This is a genomic window from Nonomuraea longispora (genome assembly GCF_004348345.1).
Taxonomy (GTDB): domain Bacteria; phylum Actinomycetota; class Actinomycetes; order Streptosporangiales; family Streptosporangiaceae; genus Nonomuraea; species Nonomuraea longispora.
The window spans coordinates 100393-116687 of sequence record NZ_SMJZ01000001.1; the positions used below are offsets into that span (position 1 = coordinate 100393).

17 protein-coding genes are annotated in these 16295 nt (G+C 71.7%); 11 read left to right on the plus strand and 6 right to left on the minus strand.

Annotated elements, in window-relative coordinates; genetic code table 11:
- Nucleotides 1-52 precede the first annotated feature (52 nt).
- Complete coding sequence (locus E1267_RS00575; RefSeq protein WP_132328494.1) at nt 53-1858, minus strand: flavin-containing monooxygenase; 1806 nt, start codon at nt 1856-1858, stop codon at nt 53-55.
- Nucleotides 1859-2032: 174 nt separating this feature from the next.
- On the opposite strand from E1267_RS00575, the gene E1267_RS00580 reads away from it, so the two are divergent.
- Complete coding sequence (locus tag E1267_RS00580) at nt 2033-3379, plus strand: hypothetical protein (RefSeq protein ID WP_132328496.1); 1347 nt, start codon at nt 2033-2035, stop codon at nt 3377-3379.
- A gap of 73 nt (nt 3380-3452) precedes the next feature.
- Here E1267_RS00580 and E1267_RS00585 read toward each other — a convergent pair whose 3' ends face one another.
- Nucleotides 3453-3851 carry a phosphatase domain-containing protein gene (locus E1267_RS00585; RefSeq protein ID WP_220449287.1) on the minus strand — a complete coding sequence of 133 codons (399 nt, stop codon included), beginning with the start codon at nt 3849-3851 and terminating at the stop codon, nt 3453-3455.
- An 810-nt stretch (nt 3852-4661) separates the two neighbouring features.
- Between E1267_RS00585 and E1267_RS00590 the strand changes: the two genes are divergently transcribed.
- From E1267_RS00590 to E1267_RS00595, 3 genes are all read left to right on the plus strand, one after another.
- Nucleotides 4662-5531, plus strand: a complete 870-nt coding sequence (locus E1267_RS00590; RefSeq protein WP_132328500.1) for a hypothetical protein — start codon at nt 4662-4664, stop codon at nt 5529-5531.
- 349 nt (nt 5532-5880) lie between these two features.
- The gene (locus E1267_RS47055) at nt 5881-6003 is read left to right on the plus strand and encodes a hypothetical protein (RefSeq protein ID WP_281283573.1); all 123 of its coding nucleotides are present in this window, start codon (nt 5881-5883) and stop codon (nt 6001-6003) included.
- 36 nt (nt 6004-6039) lie between these two features.
- Entirely contained in the window at nt 6040-6621 is a 582-nt protein-coding gene (locus tag E1267_RS00595; protein ID WP_132328502.1) for a hypothetical protein, read from the plus strand.
- Between the two features lie 10 nt (nt 6622-6631).
- Here the strand turns inward: E1267_RS00595 and E1267_RS00600 are convergent, their stop codons facing one another.
- Together E1267_RS00600 and E1267_RS00605 are read right to left on the minus strand one after the other, a co-directional pair.
- Complete coding sequence (locus E1267_RS00600) at nt 6632-7288, minus strand: glycosyltransferase family 2 protein (protein WP_132328504.1); 657 nt, start codon at nt 7286-7288, stop codon at nt 6632-6634.
- Nucleotides 7285-8256: an NAD-dependent epimerase/dehydratase family protein gene (locus E1267_RS00605; RefSeq protein ID WP_132328582.1), complete on the minus strand. Its 972-nt coding sequence runs from the start codon at nt 8254-8256 to the stop codon at nt 7285-7287. Before E1267_RS00605 ends, E1267_RS00600 begins: the two co-directional genes overlap by 4 nt.
- Before the next feature lie 139 nt (nt 8257-8395).
- On the opposite strand from E1267_RS00605, the gene E1267_RS00610 reads away from it, so the two are divergent.
- Genes E1267_RS00610 through E1267_RS00625 form a run of 4 tightly spaced genes read left to right on the plus strand, consistent with a single transcriptional unit; the run spans nt 8396 to nt 11260 of the window.
- Complete coding sequence (locus E1267_RS00610) at nt 8396-9712, plus strand: glycosyltransferase 87 family protein (protein WP_132328506.1); 1317 nt, start codon at nt 8396-8398, stop codon at nt 9710-9712.
- Complete coding sequence (locus tag E1267_RS00615) at nt 9709-10008, plus strand: hypothetical protein (RefSeq protein ID WP_132328508.1); 300 nt, start codon at nt 9709-9711, stop codon at nt 10006-10008. Before E1267_RS00610 ends, E1267_RS00615 begins: the two co-directional genes overlap by 4 nt.
- A gap of 29 nt (nt 10009-10037) precedes the next feature.
- A complete protein-coding gene (locus E1267_RS00620) occupies nt 10038-10652 on the plus strand; it encodes a TIGR04282 family arsenosugar biosynthesis glycosyltransferase (RefSeq protein ID WP_246063308.1) in 615 nt (204 codons plus the stop codon).
- Nucleotides 10649-11260, plus strand: a complete 612-nt coding sequence (locus tag E1267_RS00625; protein WP_132328510.1) for a methyltransferase domain-containing protein — start codon at nt 10649-10651, stop codon at nt 11258-11260. Before E1267_RS00620 ends, E1267_RS00625 begins: the two co-directional genes overlap by 4 nt.
- Here E1267_RS00625 and E1267_RS00630 read toward each other — a convergent pair.
- On the minus strand, nt 11257-12078 hold the full coding sequence (locus E1267_RS00630) for an NUDIX hydrolase (protein ID WP_220449284.1): 822 nt from the start codon (nt 12076-12078) through the stop codon (nt 11257-11259). The two genes, E1267_RS00625 and E1267_RS00630, sit on opposite strands and share 4 nt — an antisense overlap.
- 163 nt (nt 12079-12241) lie before the next feature.
- Here E1267_RS00630 and E1267_RS00635 point away from each other — a divergent pair, with 163 nt between their 5' ends.
- From E1267_RS00635 to katG, 3 genes are all read left to right on the plus strand, one after another.
- Nucleotides 12242-12697 carry a hypothetical protein gene (locus tag E1267_RS00635; protein ID WP_132328512.1) on the plus strand — a complete coding sequence of 152 codons (456 nt, stop codon included), beginning with the start codon at nt 12242-12244 and terminating at the stop codon, nt 12695-12697.
- A gap of 73 nt (nt 12698-12770) precedes the next feature.
- Nucleotides 12771-13208: a Fur family transcriptional regulator gene (locus tag E1267_RS00640; protein WP_132328514.1), complete on the plus strand. Its 438-nt coding sequence runs from the start codon at nt 12771-12773 to the stop codon at nt 13206-13208.
- 32 nt (nt 13209-13240) lie between these two features.
- The gene (katG, locus tag E1267_RS00645; protein WP_132328516.1) at nt 13241-15469 is read left to right on the plus strand and encodes a catalase/peroxidase HPI; all 2229 of its coding nucleotides are present in this window, start codon (nt 13241-13243) and stop codon (nt 15467-15469) included.
- A 46-nt stretch (nt 15470-15515) separates the two neighbouring features.
- On the opposite strand, the gene ehuA is transcribed toward katG, so the two are convergent.
- The gene (gene ehuA, locus E1267_RS00650; protein ID WP_132328518.1) at nt 15516-16277 is read right to left on the minus strand and encodes an ectoine/hydroxyectoine ABC transporter ATP-binding protein EhuA; all 762 of its coding nucleotides are present in this window, start codon (nt 16275-16277) and stop codon (nt 15516-15518) included.
- Nucleotides 16278-16295: the final 18 nt, after the last annotated feature.

Here is a 16295-nt window from a genome sequence, read left to right on the forward strand (position 1 = left end):
TAACCAGGGGCGGAGGGCAGGGCGATAGTCCAGGGTGTACCTTTCGCAGCTCCTACGCGCCGTTGCGGAATTCCAGCCCTTCGAACGTTCCGGACGTGCGCCACCGGTCGATGTAGCCGAAGTACGCCGTGGCCCCGTGCGGATAGCCGGCGTTGAGCCAGCTGCGCAGCCCGAGGTCCTGGCCCTCGTTGTTGTAGTAGCCCGGCGTGCAGTCGGGTGAGCCCAGAATCCCGCCGCCGCCCGACAGCAGCAGCTCGATCCAGGCGTCCTCGGCCTCCTTGGTGACCTCGATCTCGCCGTAGCCGTGGTCGAGGGCGTGCCGCACGATGATCGCGATGGTCCTGCCCGCCTCCGTGAGGTTGTGCGGGATGTTGGAGATGAGGTTCGCGCCCTGCGTCGGCTGGACGAGGAAAACGTTGGGGAAGCCGTGCGCGTGGATGCCGTGCAGCGTGCGCATGCCCTCCGCCCAGTGGTCCGACAACCTGACCCCGTCGCGTCCGGTCACCTCGTAGCCGGCGCGGCGGGTGTAGTCGGTGCCCACCTCGAAGCCGGAGGCGTAGATGACGCAGTCGACGTCGTACTCCCGGCCCGCGGCCACGACGCCCTTCTCCGTGATGCGTTCCACGCCCTTGCCGTCGGTGTCGACGAGGTGGGTGCCGGGAAGGTTGAAGGCCTGCAGGTATTCGTCGTGGAAGCACGGGCGCTTGCAGAGCTGGCGGTACCACGCCTTGAGCTTGCCCGCGGTCTCCTTGTCGGTGACGACGGCGTCGACGCGGGCGCGGATCTCCTCCATCTTCTCGAAGTCGGAGTCCTCGAAGGCGGCCAGCATGTTCTCGGTCGTACGCTCCTCGGGCGGGAGCGCCTGGATGCGCGAGCGCACGCGGCGGGCCAGATCGGTCCAGCCGTCCATGACCAGGTCCTCGTCGGCCAGCGCGCCGGTCTGGTTGGCGGTGAAGTTCTCCAGCCAACGCCGCTGCCAGCCGGGGGTCGCGACCTGGGCGAACCATTGCGGGTCGGTCGGCCGGTTGTCCCGTACGTCCACCGACGAGGGGGTGCGCTGGAAGACGTACAGCGCCTTGCAGGCCGGCGCGAGGTGCGGCACGCACTGTACGGCCGTCGCGCCGGTGCCGATGACGGCCACGCGCTTGCCGGCCAGCCGGTCCAGGGGCGCGCCCGACGGGTCGCCGCCGGTGTAGGCGTAGTCCCAGCGGCTCGTGTGGAACGCGTGCCCGCGGAACGTCTGGATGCCCGGGATGCCGGGGAGTTTGGGCACGTGCAGCGGGCCGATGCCCATGGTGACGAACTGGGCGGTGAAGTGGTCGCCCCGGTTCGTGCTGATGCGCCAGCGGGAGCGGGACTCGTCCCATTCGAGGTTCGTGACCTCGGTGTGCAGGAGGGCGTTGTCGTACAGGCCGAAGTGTTCGCCGATGCGGCGGCAGTGGTCGAGGATCTCGGGCGCGTGGGCGTACTTCTCCGTCGGCATGTGCCCGGTCTCCTCGAGCAGCGGCATGTAGACGTACGAGGCCGTGTCGCACTGCGCGCCCGGGTAGCGGTTCCAGTACCACGTGCCGCCGAAGTCGCCGCCCTTCTCGACGACGCGCACGTTCCCGACGCCGGCCTCCTTCAGCCGCGCGCCGGTGACGAGCCCGGCGAAGCCGCCGCCGATGACGGCGACCGTCACGTGGTCGGACTTCGGTGGGCGCTCGGTGAGCGGGGTGTAGGGGTCGTCGAGGTAGTGCGCGAAGCGGCCGGTGAGGCGGAGGTACTGGTCGTTGCCGTCAGGACGCAGCCGCTTGTCACGCTCTTCCCGATATTTCAGGCGAAGCGCTTCTTTGTCGATGATCGGGTGGTCGGTCATGCATCCTCCGCGACGACGAGTGGCCAGGACGCTCGGCACCAATTCCAGAATGACATTCGGGAAAACCGTCAGCAAGCCGAGTTCCCGCTCACCCGCGATCCAGGTCGGCGGCACCCGCCCGGTGACCGGAACACCCACTATTGTGGGGGCCCCGACTTCCGAGGATGCCCTTTCATGTCAGCTCATCGCGCACTGGTCATCGCCATGCTGCCCGCGATCGGGCTCCGCGTGCTCGCCGTACTCGGGTTCCCTCCCGCGCTGCTGTTCTACGGCGACTCTTTCGCATTCATGCGCGAGGAGCTGGCCCCCGGCACCACCCGGCCGTCCGGATATTCGCTGCTCCTCGCGCTGCTCCGCCCCGCACACAGCCTGACCCTCGTCACGGTGCTGCAGCACCTGCTGGTGCTGGGGCTCGCCGTGGCCGTCTACGCGCTGCTGCGACGGCGCGGTCTGCCCGGCTGGGGCTCCGCGCTGTTGGTCACGCCGCTGCTGTACGACGAGTTCATGCTGCTGCTCGAACACATGATCATGGCGGACGCGATCTTCATCGTGCTGGTCACCGCCGCGGTCGTGCTCGTCGTCTGGCGCGTCACCCCCACCACGGCCGCCGTCGGCGGGCTGCTCCTCGGCCTCGCCGGCATCACCAGGACCGTCGGGCTGCCGCTGCTCATCCTGGTCGCCGCCTACCTGCTGATCCGCCGGTACGGCTGGCGCCCGCTGGTGGCGCTGCTGGTCGCCGGCGCGATCCCGCTGGGCGCGTACGCGACGTGGACCAAGGTGGAGAAGGGCAAGTTCGGGCTGACCGAGGCCGACGGCAACTTCCTGTGGTCGCGGACCATGAGCTTCGCCGACTGCGACGTGATCAAGCCTCCCGAACGGCTGGCCGTGCTCTGCCCCAACATGCCGGTGGAGCAGCGGCCCTACCCGCCGCACTGGCTCTGGGAGGACTTCTCGCCGCTGCTCAAGGTGCCGGGCACGGCCAACCGCAACCAGCTCGCCGGCGAGTTCGGCAGGATGGCGATCCTGGCCCAGCCCGGCGACTATCTCGCCGCGGTCGCGACCGACCTGACGGAACTGCTGCGCTGGGAGCGTACGGACGTCGACGAGAAGACGCCCTACAAGCTGCCGACGTCGGAGCGGCCGATCAACGAGTCGGTGCGGGACGTGGCCGAGTCGTACGAAGCGGGGCCGGCCGCGACACGGGTGGTGGAGCCGGTCGCCGGGTGGCTGCGGGCGTACCAGCGGTTCGGGTACGCGCCCTTCCCGCTGCTCGTGCTGGCCCTCGGCGGGGCGCTGGTCGCGGCGCTGGTGCGGCGGCGGTGGGACGCGCTGCTGCCCGGGGTCGCGGCGCTCGCGCTGATCGCCTCGCCGCCCTTCCTGGCCGCCTATGACATCAGGTACGTCATCCCCGCGATCCCGCTGGTGTGCCTGGCCGTGGGGCTCACCCTCGGCGCCCGCTCACCGTCGCGCCCGGAGCCGGCCACCGCCGAACCGGAGCCCGCCGGCCGCGCCGGGGCCTGAGGCGATCAGGGAGCGGCCGAACCACTCCGCATCGGACAGTTCAGGGCGACGGGCCCCGTTGAGGACATGTCCTCTAGGCCGAGGGGAAGCCGCGGACGAAGCGGCGCTGCCACGGGGTCTCGACGGCGCCCTTGGCGTAGTGCTCGCGTACGTACGCGACCGCCTGGTTGCCGGGCACGCCGTCGAGCACGGCCAGGCAGGCCAGCGCCGTGCCGGTGCGGCCCCGGCCGCCGCCGCACGCGATCTCGACCCGTTCGTACGCGGCACGGCGCAGCGCCTCTCTCAGGGCCTCCGCGGTCGCGTGCCGATCGGACGGCAACCAGAAGTCGGGCCAGCGCAGCCACAGGTGCCGCCACTCCACCGCGGCCGGGCGGCGGCCGAGCAGATAGAGGCCGAACACGGGCAGCGGGCCTTCGGGCAGCGCGTGCCTGAGCCCCCGGCCGCGCACGAGGCGCCCCGACGGCAGTCGCATGACCCCCTCCGCGGCAGGATCCCAGGTCTCGGTCACGCGGCGAGCGTAGCCGAACCGGCGGGCGCGGTGACAACGTTCAGCTTCCGGCTGATCGAATGCCGTCTCACGCGTTGAGGGGAGAGCCCTCTGAACGTGCCCAGCCCCAGCGGTTGGAGGTCGGCTTCGCCGGCGTCCAGCGGCACCCTGGAGAAGGCCGCGTGGAGCACGACGGACTCATCCGGTACAGCGGCACCTGGTCCCCCGGCGCGTTCTTGGTCGTCACCTCGTGGTGCGCGAGGGCGTCCGGATCACGCGGCGGGTCAGGCTTTCCGGCAGGAGCCGCTTCGTGGACCCCGGACGGGAGCCGCTCGCCCGGGACGCCGGCTCTCCCCGCCGGACCGCCCGAGCGCCGGATCGGAGACGCCAGGCGAACCGCCGGACGCCGGAGCGGCGTCTGAAGTCGGCGTCGGCGCCCAGGCCTGGATGGAGCGTCTTGACGGCGACCAGGTCTGAGCCGACCAGAGCATGGGACCGAAATGCCCGAGATGCCCTATTTACGAAGAAGCTACATATTGTCGGTGGGCAGCAAATTCGGAGCACCAGATTATCAAATTAGACCGTGCCATCATCAGGATGATCTTGCCGATCACAACGGCCCTGACCTGCACAAATACCGCCATTTCGCACCCTGTTACCGAATCGCATTCCATACGAACACGATCTGACACAGCAACATCACGATCAGCCGTACACATGGTCAAATATCTAGCATCCTCTGTTATGGTCCCTTCCTGCCCGAAAATATGGGACACCCTTTACCCGAGGAGGATCATGCGGAGCGCCCGAAGGATCATCGCCATCAGCACCGCTCTGGCGGCGGCCACCGCTCCCCTGCTGGCAGTCGCGTCTCCTGCAGCCGCCGCGCAGCCCGCGACGACCGTCCAGCAGGCCCTGCCGCTGGACGACGTGCTCCCCATCCAGGGGCTCAACCCGCTGCAGCAGCTCAAGCGCGTCAAGCAGTTGCTGAAGTCCGGCTACGTGCCGCAGGCGTTGAGCGTGACGAACGCGGCCAACCCCCAGTACGCGTCCGTCTGGGTCAAGGACACCACCCGCAAGGTCAACGTACTGCAGGGCCTTTCGGCCCTCGACCTGCAGAAGCGCATCACCGAGCAGCTGAGGCTGGGCTTTGTGCCGAGCATCATCAGCGGCACCGGCTCGGGCCCCGGCGCCATCTTCGCGGCGGTCTTCGAGAAGAAGGCCTCCGGCAAGGCCGAGGCCAAGGTCGACCTGACCAAGGACGCCTTCCAGAAGCTCAACACCCAGCTCAGCGGCTCCGGTCTCAGCCTCGCCTCGGTCGACGTCTACGGCACCGTCGAGAAGCCGCTCTACGCGGCCGTCTGGGTCGCCGGCGCCGCCACCGGTGCCGTCAAGGTGAGCCTCGGCCAGACCGTGGAGCAGCGCGGCAAGGAACTCCTGGCGATGGCCAAGCAGGGTCTGCGCCCGGTTCTCATGGCCATCGAGCCCGGCCAGCTCTACACCACCGTGTGGAGCAAGGGCAGCACGACCGGTCTGAAGGAACACCTGAACCTCAACCGCGTGACCTACACCGTGCAGAACACCAAGATGAAGGCCCTGGGCTACACGCCTGTCGTCCTGGACACCGCGGGCAACACCTTCGCCGCCATCTGGAGCAAGGGCTGACCGCTCCCTCAGACACGGGATCCCGGTGAGGCCGCGGCCACCGGGATCCCGTGCGCGCCGGACACCACCTCGCCGACGCCCTGCCTGCCGCCTGCGCGTGACCGGCAGCGTACGGGACGAGCGGGGTGCGGCGCGCCGACCCCCCGACGCCGCGGCGGCCATCCCCCTCTCCCGGCGATCAGGGACGTACGTTCCTTGGTCGCCGGGCGGGCCGCACCTCGGCCACCGACGCCACGCGGCAGCGTCCGATGCCGGAGAACGAGCCGCCTCGCCGTCGCCGTACCCGTCGCGGAGTTCGCGCAGGTGCCCGGCCTGGTCGGCGATCAGGCGGTACATCACGGTCGTCACCGTGAGCGACGGCGAGATCGTGCACTGCCGCGACTACTGGAACCCGCTCGCCGCCGCCGAGACGATGGGCGGGCTCGGCGCCATGGTTGAACGTGCCGGCCGAAATGTCGTTGGTGGGCCGTAGGCTTCGCGTCGTTCGGCCAAGCAGGAGGGAAGCCGCGTGGGGGATTGGTTCCAGACGATCGTGGACGTCGAGGCGTCGCCCGAGGAGGCGGGCGCGCTGGCGGACGGCGTCCTGAGCTGGCTGGTCTCGTCCGGCGTGGTCGCCGCCGAGCGCACCGACTGCGTCATCGGCGCCGCCCTCGGCCATCCGTCGGGCCCGCGCGCCGGCGAGGTGGTGGACGCCTCCGGCTGGAGCGGGCCGTGGCAGGGCGGCCTGGAGGTCAGGGTCGGCCGCACTGTCTTCGACGGAGGGCAGGGCGACCCGACGGCCGTGACCTGCCCGCACTGCGCGGCGACGGTCGAGCTGATGAACGACGACTTCGAGCTCGACCGCGAGGCGTGGGAGCCCTTCCGCGACGTCGTGCACGAGTGGGACGAAGGGTACGACGTCGTCATCGACTGCCCGTCCTGCGGCAGGCCGGTCGAGCCGGCCGGCTGGCGGTGGGCCGACGACTATTTCGCGTTCGGCCACCTCGGCTTCAGGTTCTGGGGGTGGCCGCCGCTGCGCACCGGCTTCGTCGACGGCATCACCGTCCGCCTGGCCGGCCACCGCGTGGTGCTGCTCGACGGCAAGCTGTGAACGCCGGTATTCAGCCGAGTTCGGCCATGACCCGCCGCATGTCCGAGACGGCCTGCAGGGTGCCGCGCACTGTTCCCGTCACCTTCGAACGTCCTTCCCTGGGCAGGTAGGCGACCTCCGACTCGGCGATCCGCCAGCCGGCCGCGGCTGCCCGCAGCACCATCTCGCACGGATAGCCGAAGCGCCGGTCGGTGAGCCCGAGGTCCAGCAGCCGGTTCCGCCGGGCGGCCCGCATCGGCCCGAGGTCGTGCAGCAGGGCCCCGGTGCGGCGGCGCAGGATGCGGGCGAGCACGGCGTTGCCGATCCGGGCGTGCCAGGGCCACACGCCGCGGGCCTGCGGCCGGCGGGCACCGAGCACCAGGTCGGCCCGGCCGCCGGTGACGGGCGCGACCACCGCGGGCAGCTCGCGGGGGTCGAGTGAGGCGTCGGCGTCCATGAAGCAGACGACGTCGGCGGTCGAGGCGAGCAGGCCGGCGTGGCAGGCGGCGCCGAAGCCGCGCCGCGGCTCGTGGACGACCTGGGCGCCGAGCTCGTGGGCGACCTCGGCCGTGCGGTCGGTCGAGCCGTTGTCGACCACGATGGGCCGATGGCCGTCGGGCATGCGCCCGAGCACCCAGCCGAGCGCGGCCTCCTCGTTCAGGCAGGGGAGGATCACATCCACCGTCATGATCGGGCGAACTCCTTCATCCCGGCGTCGAAACCGATCCCGGCGTGGAACCCGAGGTCCCTGCCGGCCCGTTCGGGTGAGGCCACGATGTGGCGCACGTCGCCCAGCCGGTAGCCCCCTGTGGTCCGCGGGTCAGGCCCGCCCCGCTCGGCGGCCAGCGTCGCCGCCATCTCGCCCACGGTGTGCGGGGCGCCGCTCGCGATGTTGTACGCCCTCAGCTCCCCCGGCCGCGACGGAGCCTGCATGGCCGCCAGGTTCGCACGGGCGACGTCGCGCACGTGCACGAAATCGCGGAGCTGGCGGCCGTCCTCGAACACCTTCGGCGCCCGGCCCGCCGCCAGCTCGGAACGGAAGACCGCGGCCACTCCCGCGTAGGGCGTGTCGCGGGGCATGCGCGGGCCGTAGACGTTGTGGTACCTGAGCGCGACGGCGCTCCCGCCGGTCTCCCTGGCCCAGTTGGCGCTCAGGTGTTCCTGGGCGAGCTTGCTGGTGGCGTAGGCGTTGCGCGGATCGGGTGCGGCGTCCTCGCCGATGGAGGCGCAGCGCACCGGCTCGCCGCACCGCGGACAGTTCGGCTCGAACCGGCCCTGCTCCAGGTCCGTCACGGTACGCGGCCCCGGCCGGACCCGGCCATGCCGTACGCACTCGTAGTCGCCCTCGCCGTAGACGACCATGGAGGAGGCCAGCACCAGGCGTCCGATGCGGTGCCTGGCCATGGCGGCCAGCAGCACGGCGGTGCCGTACACGTTGACCGAGGCGTAGTCCGGCAGGTCGGACACGTCCACGCCGAGCCCGACCTTGGCGGCCTGGTGCACGACGACGTCGACGCCCGGCAGCAGCGCGTCCAGGGCCTGCGCGTCGCGTACGTCGGCGCCGTGGCGCAGATCCAGGCCGGCGACGTCGTGACCCGCCGCCTCCAGGGTCTCGGCCACGTGCCCGCCGATGAAACCGGCCGAGCCGGTGACCATCACTCTCACCCCGCCGACGCTAGCCCGTCGCTACGGCCGCGCCGAAGGGACGTAAGGGGTTCGTAAGGGCTCTTACGGACGGCGAACGGACGTCGCCGCCGCGGTCCTGGAACGGCCGCGGGATGCGAGGCTGCCGCTCGTGAACCGAAGTCTGCTCCTCGCCGGCGGCGCCCTCGCCGCCCTGGCGGCCGTCCTGCTCAGGATGGCCGCCGGGCCGCCGGGCCTGGGCTGGACGCTGGCCGCCTGGGCACTGTTCGCGGCCGCGCTGTGGCTGGTCAGGAAGGTACCGGAGCGGCGGCTCGGCACGCTGGTCGTCGCCGGCGGGATCGTGCTGGCCGCGACCGGGCTGGCGGCCCCGCCGAGCAGCAGCACCGACTCCTTCCGGTACGCCTGGGACGGCCGGGTGCAGGCCGCCGGCATCTCCCCCTACGACTTCCCGCCGGCCGACCCGGCGCTCGAACGGCTGCGCGACGACTGGCTGTTCCCCGCCGCCTGCGGCGCCCCTGCCCTGTGGTCCCTGCCCGGCGGCGGCTGCACCAGGATCAACCGCCCCGCCGAACCCACGATCTACCCGCCGGTCGCGCAGGGCTACTTCCTGCTGGTCCACTGGCTGTCGCCGGAGGGCTCCCGGCACAAGGCCCTCCAGGTCGGCGGCTGGGCGATGGCCGTGCTGACGCTGGCGGCGCTGTGCCGGTTCGCGGGCGCCCGGCGGGCGGCGTACTGGGCGTGGTGCCCCGCGGTGCCGATCGAGGCGGTGAACAACGCGCACGTCGACATGCTGGGCGTGCTGCTGGTGGTGGCGGCCTTCGCCGCCGTCCGCGCCGGTCGCGCCCGGGGCGCCCTGCTCGGCGCGGCCGTGGCGGCCAAGCTGCTGCCCGCGACGGCGCTGCCCGGCGCCCTGTCCGGCGTGCTGGCGCACGGCGTGGCGTGGCGGCGCGTCCTCGTGACCGTGGTGCCGGCCGTGCTCGTGGCGGCGCTGTCGTACGTGCCGTACGTGCTGGCCTCGGGCGCCGCCGTCGTGGGATACCTGCCGGGCTACATCGCCGAGGAGCGCTACGACGGCGCGGGCCACGGCAACCGTTACGGGGTCCTGCGGCTGCTCCTCCCCGACTCGTGGGCCCCTTATGCCGCGATCGCGCTGCTCGGCCTGGTCGTCCTCCTCGTCCTGCGCCACGGCGACGCCGACCGGCCCTGGCAGGGCGCGCTGCTGGTCAGCGGCTCGCTGCTGCTGCTGTTCACCCCCGGCTACTCCTGGTACGCGCTGCTGGTCGTCGCGTTGACCGCCCTGGACGGACGGGTGGAATGGCTGGGCGTCGCCTTGGCCGCCGCGGTCGCCTACACCGCGGGCCCGGCCGCCCCCGGCAGCCTCGGCACCCCCTTCTACGCCGCGGCCGCGCTGGCCGTGCTGATCGGCTGGGCCGTACGCCGGTCCCATGCGGTGGAGGTACGCCCGTGAACCTCAGCAGCGTCGCCGCCAGGTTCACCGGCACCCTGCGTTCCGAGCAGGTGGCCGCCAAGCTGGGCGTCTGGCTGGGCGTGAGCTTCACCGTCGCGTTCGTCACCGGGCTGTTCAGCCATTTCACGCAGCATCCGCCCGCCTGGCTGTGGTGGCCGTGCCGGCGCTGGGCCGCGCGGGCCGACAACCCGTCGATCCTGCCGCTGTCGTACGGCGTCAACCTCCTCGTCGTCCTCGCAGCGATCGCCCTGCTCGCGGTTGGGGATCACCTGCTGTCGGCATTCCGGAAGGACTGAGCACGCTGAGCCATCATCCGTTCCAGATCGTGATCATCGCCAAGGAACCGCTGCCCGGCAAGGTCAAGACCCGTCTCACCCCGCCGTACAGCCCGGCCGAGGCCGCCGCCCTCGCCGAGGCCGCGCTCCGCGACAGCGTGCGCGCCGCCGCCAAGGCGCCGGCCACCCAGCGGGTGCTCGCCCTCGACGGGCTGCCCGGCCGCTGGCTGCCCGCGGAATTCGTGGTCATCCCGCAGCACGGGGCCGGCCTGGACGAGCGCCTGGCGGCCGCGTTCGCCGACGTCCACCGGCTGCGGCCCGGACCTGTCGTACTGATCGGCATGGACACCCCCCAGGTCACCCCCGCGCTCCTGCGCGAGGCCGGCGAGGCGCTCGAACGGCACGACGCGGTGTACGGCCCGGCCGCCGACGGCGGATTCTGGCTGCTCGGCCTGCGGCGACCGGACCCGGGGCTGCTGCTCGGGGTGCCCATGTCCCATCCGGAGACCGGCAAGCACCAACTCGACCGGCTCGGACGCGCCGGGCTGGCCGTGCACCACCTGCCCGAGCTGACCGACGTCGACACCGCGGCGGACGCCGCCGCCGTCGCCGCCGAGGCGCCCGCGTCCTGCTTCGCCGCCGCCCTGCGGGAGCTGGGCCGATGATCGGGGAACTCTACGCCGACGCCCTCGCGGGAGAGAGCGCCGAGCTCGAACACGTGGACGGCACCCGCACCACGCTGGAGACCGCCCGCTGGTTCGAGCCGATCGACGGGGACGAGGAGCTTCTGAGCCACTGCTCCAGCCCCACGCTGGACGTCGGCTCCGGCCCCGGGCGTCTCACCGCGGCGTTGACCCGGCGCGGGGTGCGGGCTCTCGGCATCGACATCACGCCGCGCGCCGTCGCCCTGACCCGCCGCGCCGGGGGTTTCGCCCTGCTGCGGGACGTCTTCGACGACATTCCGGGCAGCGGCCGCTGGGCGACGGCGCTGCTCGCCGACGGCAACATCGGCATCGGCGGCAACCCCGAGGCGCTGCTCCACAGGCTCAGGCAGCTCCTGCGGCCGGGCGGCACGATCCTGGCCGAGGTCGCTCCGCCCGGGACGCGCAGCCGCGTCGACCGGCTCCGGCTGCGCCGGGGGCCGCTGACCGGTGAGTGGTTCGGCTGGGCGACCGTCTCGGCGACCGACATCCGGCGCATCGGGCTCGCCGCCGGCTTCGCGGAAGCCGACTGCTGGACCGCGTACGGCCGCTGCCTGGCCCGCCTGCGCTAGGCACGAGCCGGGCGTGTTTCCCCTGGACCCGGTGCCCCGCCTACCGGCGCATCGTGGAGACCGGAACGTTCTCTCAGGACGTGTGCATGATCCGACCCGACCGCCCCGCAGCGGCGGACGACCGGCTCCAGGTAGTCGACCAGGGGCCCGCCCAGCTCTGACGCCGAGCGTACGAAGGCGATCCGGTCGAACTCCGGGTGCTCCTCCGCGGCCGCCAGGTCCGCGAACCGCTCGCGCAGGAATGACGCCGGCCGGCTGGGCGCGCTGAACAGCACGCCGACGTTCCCGGTCGCGCCGCGCGTGACGAGCCAGAGGCTCAGGTCTTCCGGTGGCGTGTCGAGGCCGGTCTCCTCGACCAGCTCGCGGGCGGCGTGCCCGCGCAGCGCGGCCTCGTCGAGGGGGCCATCGCCCTCGGGCGGTTCCACGGAGCCGCCGGGCAGTTGCCAGCGGCCGGGCGCGACCGTGACCGGTGACATGCGCCCGACCATCAGGCGCCCGTCGTCGGCCGGCTGGACGACGGCGACGAAGAGGGACGGCAGCCAGGCGGCGGAGCCCATGACCCGGCGCAGGACGTGATGCCGGAACGTCGTGCGCACCCAGGAGACGGCCAGGTGGTGCGGCGCCTCCCACGCGAGGCTCGCGCACGCCACCACCGGGCCGTCGAACAGGTTCGGGTTGGCTCGGACCGACTCCTCCCACAGGCGGTCCATCGCCGTCCGCTCGTCCGGCGACAGCGGGGGCGCGGCGGTCTCGGCCAGGGAGAGCCGGTGGACGTCCAGGAGTTCGACGCCGTGGGTGCGCGGCAGCGGTTCGGTCACCGGCCCATGCTCACCCTTCGTGATCTACCGGTCACCGGAATTGACCTTACCTTTGTCCCCGGAGCGTCGGCCGGCACGGCCCCGCCCGATTAGACGTAGGCTCCAGATCGGCAACCATTCCCGGCCGCACCAGGCGGCGGCCCTCGCGAGGACGGAAACCGGCATGACCGTCACTCCCGCACACCTGCGCGACCTCGCGGGTCGCGCCGAGGCGCTCACCGCCGAGGTCCTGGCGCTCTGCGACCGCGCCCTCCGGCCCGAGCTCGAGCCCATCACCACCGCGCGAGACACCGCGAGCCGGTTCGCCAGAGGCGCGGAAGAGCTCCACCGCGCGGCCGACGACCTGGCCAAGCTCCAGGCGCAGCCGTGCGGGCTGCCGTGGGGCGTCTGCCCCGAGCACGGCAACACCCTCTCCTCCCGTGCCGGCGTCACGGAGTGCCGCGTGTGCCGGCGCACGTGGGACCACGACCGGCTCGGCCGGCCGTGCGAGGAGCCGGTGACGTGGAAGGTGATCGACCGGGCCGGCACGGAGACGCGGATGTGCGACGGGCACCTGCTCGGCGCCCGCGCCGCCGCCGAGAGCGCGACCTTCGTCCGCGTCGAGGAGAGCGGCTTCTGATCCGCGACACGCCGCTGATTTGTATGGTTCGTTCTCTTGTATCGTTCGTGTTTATGGGGATACGGTTGCGGCCATGACCGCACCCAGTACGCCGACGACCGCCGATGAGCTGCGCGGGGCAGGGCTTCGGGTGACGGCAGCCCGCGTCGCGCTGCTAGAGACCGTCAGGAACGGCGACCACCTCGGCGTCGAGGCGATCGCCTCCGGGGTGCGCGAGCGGGTCGGCCACATCTCCCTGCAAGCCGTGTACGAAGCCCTGCACGCGCTCACCGCCGCGCGTCTCGTACGCCGCATCGAGCCGGCCGGCAGCGCGGCCCTGTTCGAGGGGCGGGTCGGGGACAACCACCACCACGTCGTGTGCCGGTCGTGCGGTGCCGTCGCCGACGTCGACTGCGCGGTCGGGCACGCACCCTGCCTGTCCGCGTCGGACGACCACGGTTTCTCGATCGACGAGGCCGAGGTCATCTACTGGGGCCTGTGCCCCGGCTGTACCACCAGTCGCAGTTCCTGAGCGCCAGGAAGTCCCGATATCGGAAGGAATCCATGTCCGAGAACCACGAAGCAATCGTCACTGACCCCAAAACCGAGGGCGAGGGCGGCTGCCCGGTGGCGCATGAGCGCGCACTGCACCCGACTCAGGGCGGCGGAAACCGCCAGTGGTGGCCGGAGCGGCTCAACCTGAAGATCCTCGCCAAGAACCCCGTCGTGGCCGACCCCTTCGGTGGGGCGTTCGACTACGCCGAGGCGTTCAAGAGCCTCGACCTCGCGGCCGTGAAGCGCGACATCGCCGAGGCCCTGACCACCTCGCAGGACTGGTGGCCGGCCGACTTCGGCCACTACGGCCCGTTCATCATCCGGATGGCCTGGCACAGCGCCGGCACCTACCGGGTCAGCGACGGCCGCGGCGGCGCCGGCTCCGGCCAGCAGCGTTTCGCCCCGCTCAACAGCTGGCCGGACAACGCCAACCTCGACAAGGCCCGCCGCCTGCTGTGGCCGGTCAAGAAGAAGTACGGCAAGAAGCTCTCGTGGGCCGACCTGCTCATCCTGTCCGGCAACGTGGCCCTGGAGTCGATGGGCTTCAAGACCTTCGGCTTCGCCGGCGGCCGTGAGGACGTGTGGGAGCCGGAGGAGGACGTCTACTGGGGTCCCGAGTCCACGTGGCTCGGCGACGCGCGATACACCGGCGACCGCGAGCTGGAGAACCCGCTCGGCGCGGTGCAGATGGGCCTCATCTACGTCAACCCGGAGGGCCCGAACGGCAACCCCGACCCGCTCGCCGCGGCCAGGGACATCCGCGAGACGTTCCGCCGGATGGCGATGAACGACGAGGAGACGGTCGCCCTCATCGCGGGCGGTCACACCTTCGGCAAGACGCACGGCGCGGGCCCGTCCGACCACGTCGGCCCCGACCCCGAGGCCGCCTCGTTCGAGCAGCAGGGCCTCGGCTGGCGCAACACCTTCGGCACCGGCAAGGGCGCCGACACCATCACCAGCGGCCTCGAAGGCATCTGGACCAACACCCCGACCACGTGGGACAACAGCTTCTTCGAGATCCTCTTCGGCTACGAGTGGGAGCTGTTCCAGAGCCCCGCGGGCGCCCACCAGTGGCGGCCGAAGGACGGCGCCGGCGCCGGCACCGTGCCCGACGCCCACGACCCGTCGAAGCGGCACGCGCCGACGATGCTGACGACCGACCTGTCGCTGCGCTACGATCCGGTCTACGAGCCGATCTCGCGGCGTTTCCTGGAGAACCCCGACGAGTTCGCGGACGCGTTCGCCAGGGCGTGGTTCAAGCTGACGCACCGCGACATGGGCCCGGTCGAGCGTTACCTCGGCCCGGAGATCCCGTCCGAGACGCTGCTGTGGCAGGACCCGCTGCCGGCGAGGACGTACGAGCTGATCGACGCGGCCGACGTCGCCGAGCTGAAGAGCAAGATCCTGGCGTCGGGCCTGACGGTGTCGCAGCTCGTGTCGACCGCGTGGGCGTCGGCGTCGTCGTTCCGCGGCAGCGACAAGCGCGGCGGCGCCAACGGCGCCCGCATCCGCCTGGAGCCGCAGAACGGGTGGGAGGTCAACGACCCCGACCAGCTGGCGCTCGTGCTGCGCTCCCTGGAGGGGGTCCAGCAGGCCTTCAACGCCGCCCGGACCGGCAAGCAGGTCTCGCTGGCCGACGTGATCGTGCTCGGCGGATGCGCCGCCGTCGAGAAGGCCGCCAAGGACGCCGGCTTCGACGTCCAGGTGCCCTTCACGCCCGGCCGCGTGGACGCCACGCAGGAGCAGACCGACGCGGAGTCGTTCGCGGCGATGGAGATCACCGCCGACGGCTTCCGCAACTACGTCGGGAAGGGCCACCGGCTGGCCGCCGAGTTCCTGCTGCTCGACCGGGCCAACCTGCTGACCCTGAGCGCCCCCGAGATGACCGTGCTCGTCGGCGGCCTGCGCGTCCTGGGCGCGAACCACCGGCAGTCGGCGCACGGGGTCCTCACCGAGACCCCCGGGAAGCTCACCAACGACTTCTTCGTCAACCTGCTCGACCTGGGCACGACGTGGACGTCGACCTCCCCTGACCAGAACACGTTCGAGGGCCGCGACAGCGCCACGGGCGAGGTCAGGTGGACCGGCACCCGGGCCGACCTCGTCTTCGGCTCGAACTCCGAACTCCGCGCGCTCGCGGAGGTCTACGCGAGCGACGACGCGAAGGAGAAGTTCGTGGCCGACTTCGTCGCGGCGTGGGACAAGGTCATGAACCTCGACCGGTTCGACCTGCGCTGATCAGACGGGTGTCCAGGCCGGCCGGCGCGGGCCGGCCTGGACGTCCTCAGGCGTTCAGCACCGCCTGGAGGAAGTCCCGCGTACGCTGCTGCTCCGGCTCGTTGAAGATCTGCTCGGGCGGCCCGTCCTCGACGATCTGCCCCTGGTCGAACATGAGCACCCGGTGCGAGATGTCCCGGGCGAAGTTCATCTCGTGAGTGACGCACAGCAGGGTCAGGTTGCTCGACCGCGCGATGTCACGCAGCAGGGACTGCACGCCGGAGACGAGCTCGGGGTCCAGCGCCGAGGTGACCTCGTCCAGCAGCAGCACCTCCGGCTCCATCGCGAGCGCCCGCGCGATGGCGACCCGCTGCTGCTGCCCGCCCGACAACTGCGACGGATGCGCGAGCGCCTTGTCGGACAGCTCGACCATCTCCAGCAGGTCGCGCGCCTTCTCCTCCGCCTGCTCCCGCGGGACGCCGAGCGCCCGCACCGGAGCCTCGGTGATGTTGCGCAGCACGTTCATGTTCGGGAACAGGTTGAACTGCTGGAACACCATGCCGATCTTCTTGCGGACCTGGCGCAGGTGCTTCTCGTCGGCCGGTACCATCCGGTCGCCGCGCTTCATGTGCGACAGGCACTGGCCGTCGACCTCGATGGTGCCGGACGTGACCCGTTCGAGGGTCATCAGCAGGCGCAGGATCGTCGTCTTCCCCGAACCGCTCGGCCCGATGAGGGTGACGCGCTCCGCGGGCTTGACGTGGAAGTCCAGCTCGCGCAGGACCGTCACGTCGCCGAACCGCTTGACGACCTTGTCGAACTGGATCATCCACTGCTGATCGTCGCC

Excerpts from the sequence above, each read along its gene's own strand:
- E1267_RS00575 (WP_132328494.1), bottom strand. The coding sequence starts at position 1,858 with ATGACCGACCACCCGATCATCGACAAAGAAGCGCTTCGCCTGAAATAT.
- E1267_RS00580 (WP_132328496.1), top strand. The coding sequence starts at position 2,033 with ATGTCAGCTCATCGCGCACTGGTCATCGCCATGCTGCCCGCGATCGGG.
- E1267_RS00585 (WP_220449287.1), bottom strand. The coding sequence starts at position 3,851 with ATGCGACTGCCGTCGGGGCGCCTCGTGCGCGGCCGGGGGCTCAGGCAC.
- E1267_RS00590 (WP_132328500.1), top strand. The coding sequence starts at position 4,662 with ATGCGGAGCGCCCGAAGGATCATCGCCATCAGCACCGCTCTGGCGGCG.
- E1267_RS00600 (WP_132328504.1), bottom strand. The coding sequence starts at position 7,288 with ATGACGGTGGATGTGATCCTCCCCTGCCTGAACGAGGAGGCCGCGCTC.
- E1267_RS00605 (WP_132328582.1), bottom strand. The coding sequence starts at position 8,256 with ATGGTCACCGGCTCGGCCGGTTTCATCGGCGGGCACGTGGCCGAGACC.
- E1267_RS00625 (WP_132328510.1), top strand. The coding sequence starts at position 10,649 with ATGATCGGGGAACTCTACGCCGACGCCCTCGCGGGAGAGAGCGCCGAG.
- E1267_RS00635 (WP_132328512.1), top strand. The coding sequence starts at position 12,242 with ATGACCGTCACTCCCGCACACCTGCGCGACCTCGCGGGTCGCGCCGAG.
- E1267_RS00640 (WP_132328514.1), top strand. The coding sequence starts at position 12,771 with ATGACCGCACCCAGTACGCCGACGACCGCCGATGAGCTGCGCGGGGCA.
- katG (WP_132328516.1), top strand. The coding sequence starts at position 13,241 with ATGTCCGAGAACCACGAAGCAATCGTCACTGACCCCAAAACCGAGGGC.
- ehuA (WP_132328518.1), bottom strand. The coding sequence starts at position 16,277 with ATGATCCAGTTCGACAAGGTCGTCAAGCGGTTCGGCGACGTGACGGTC.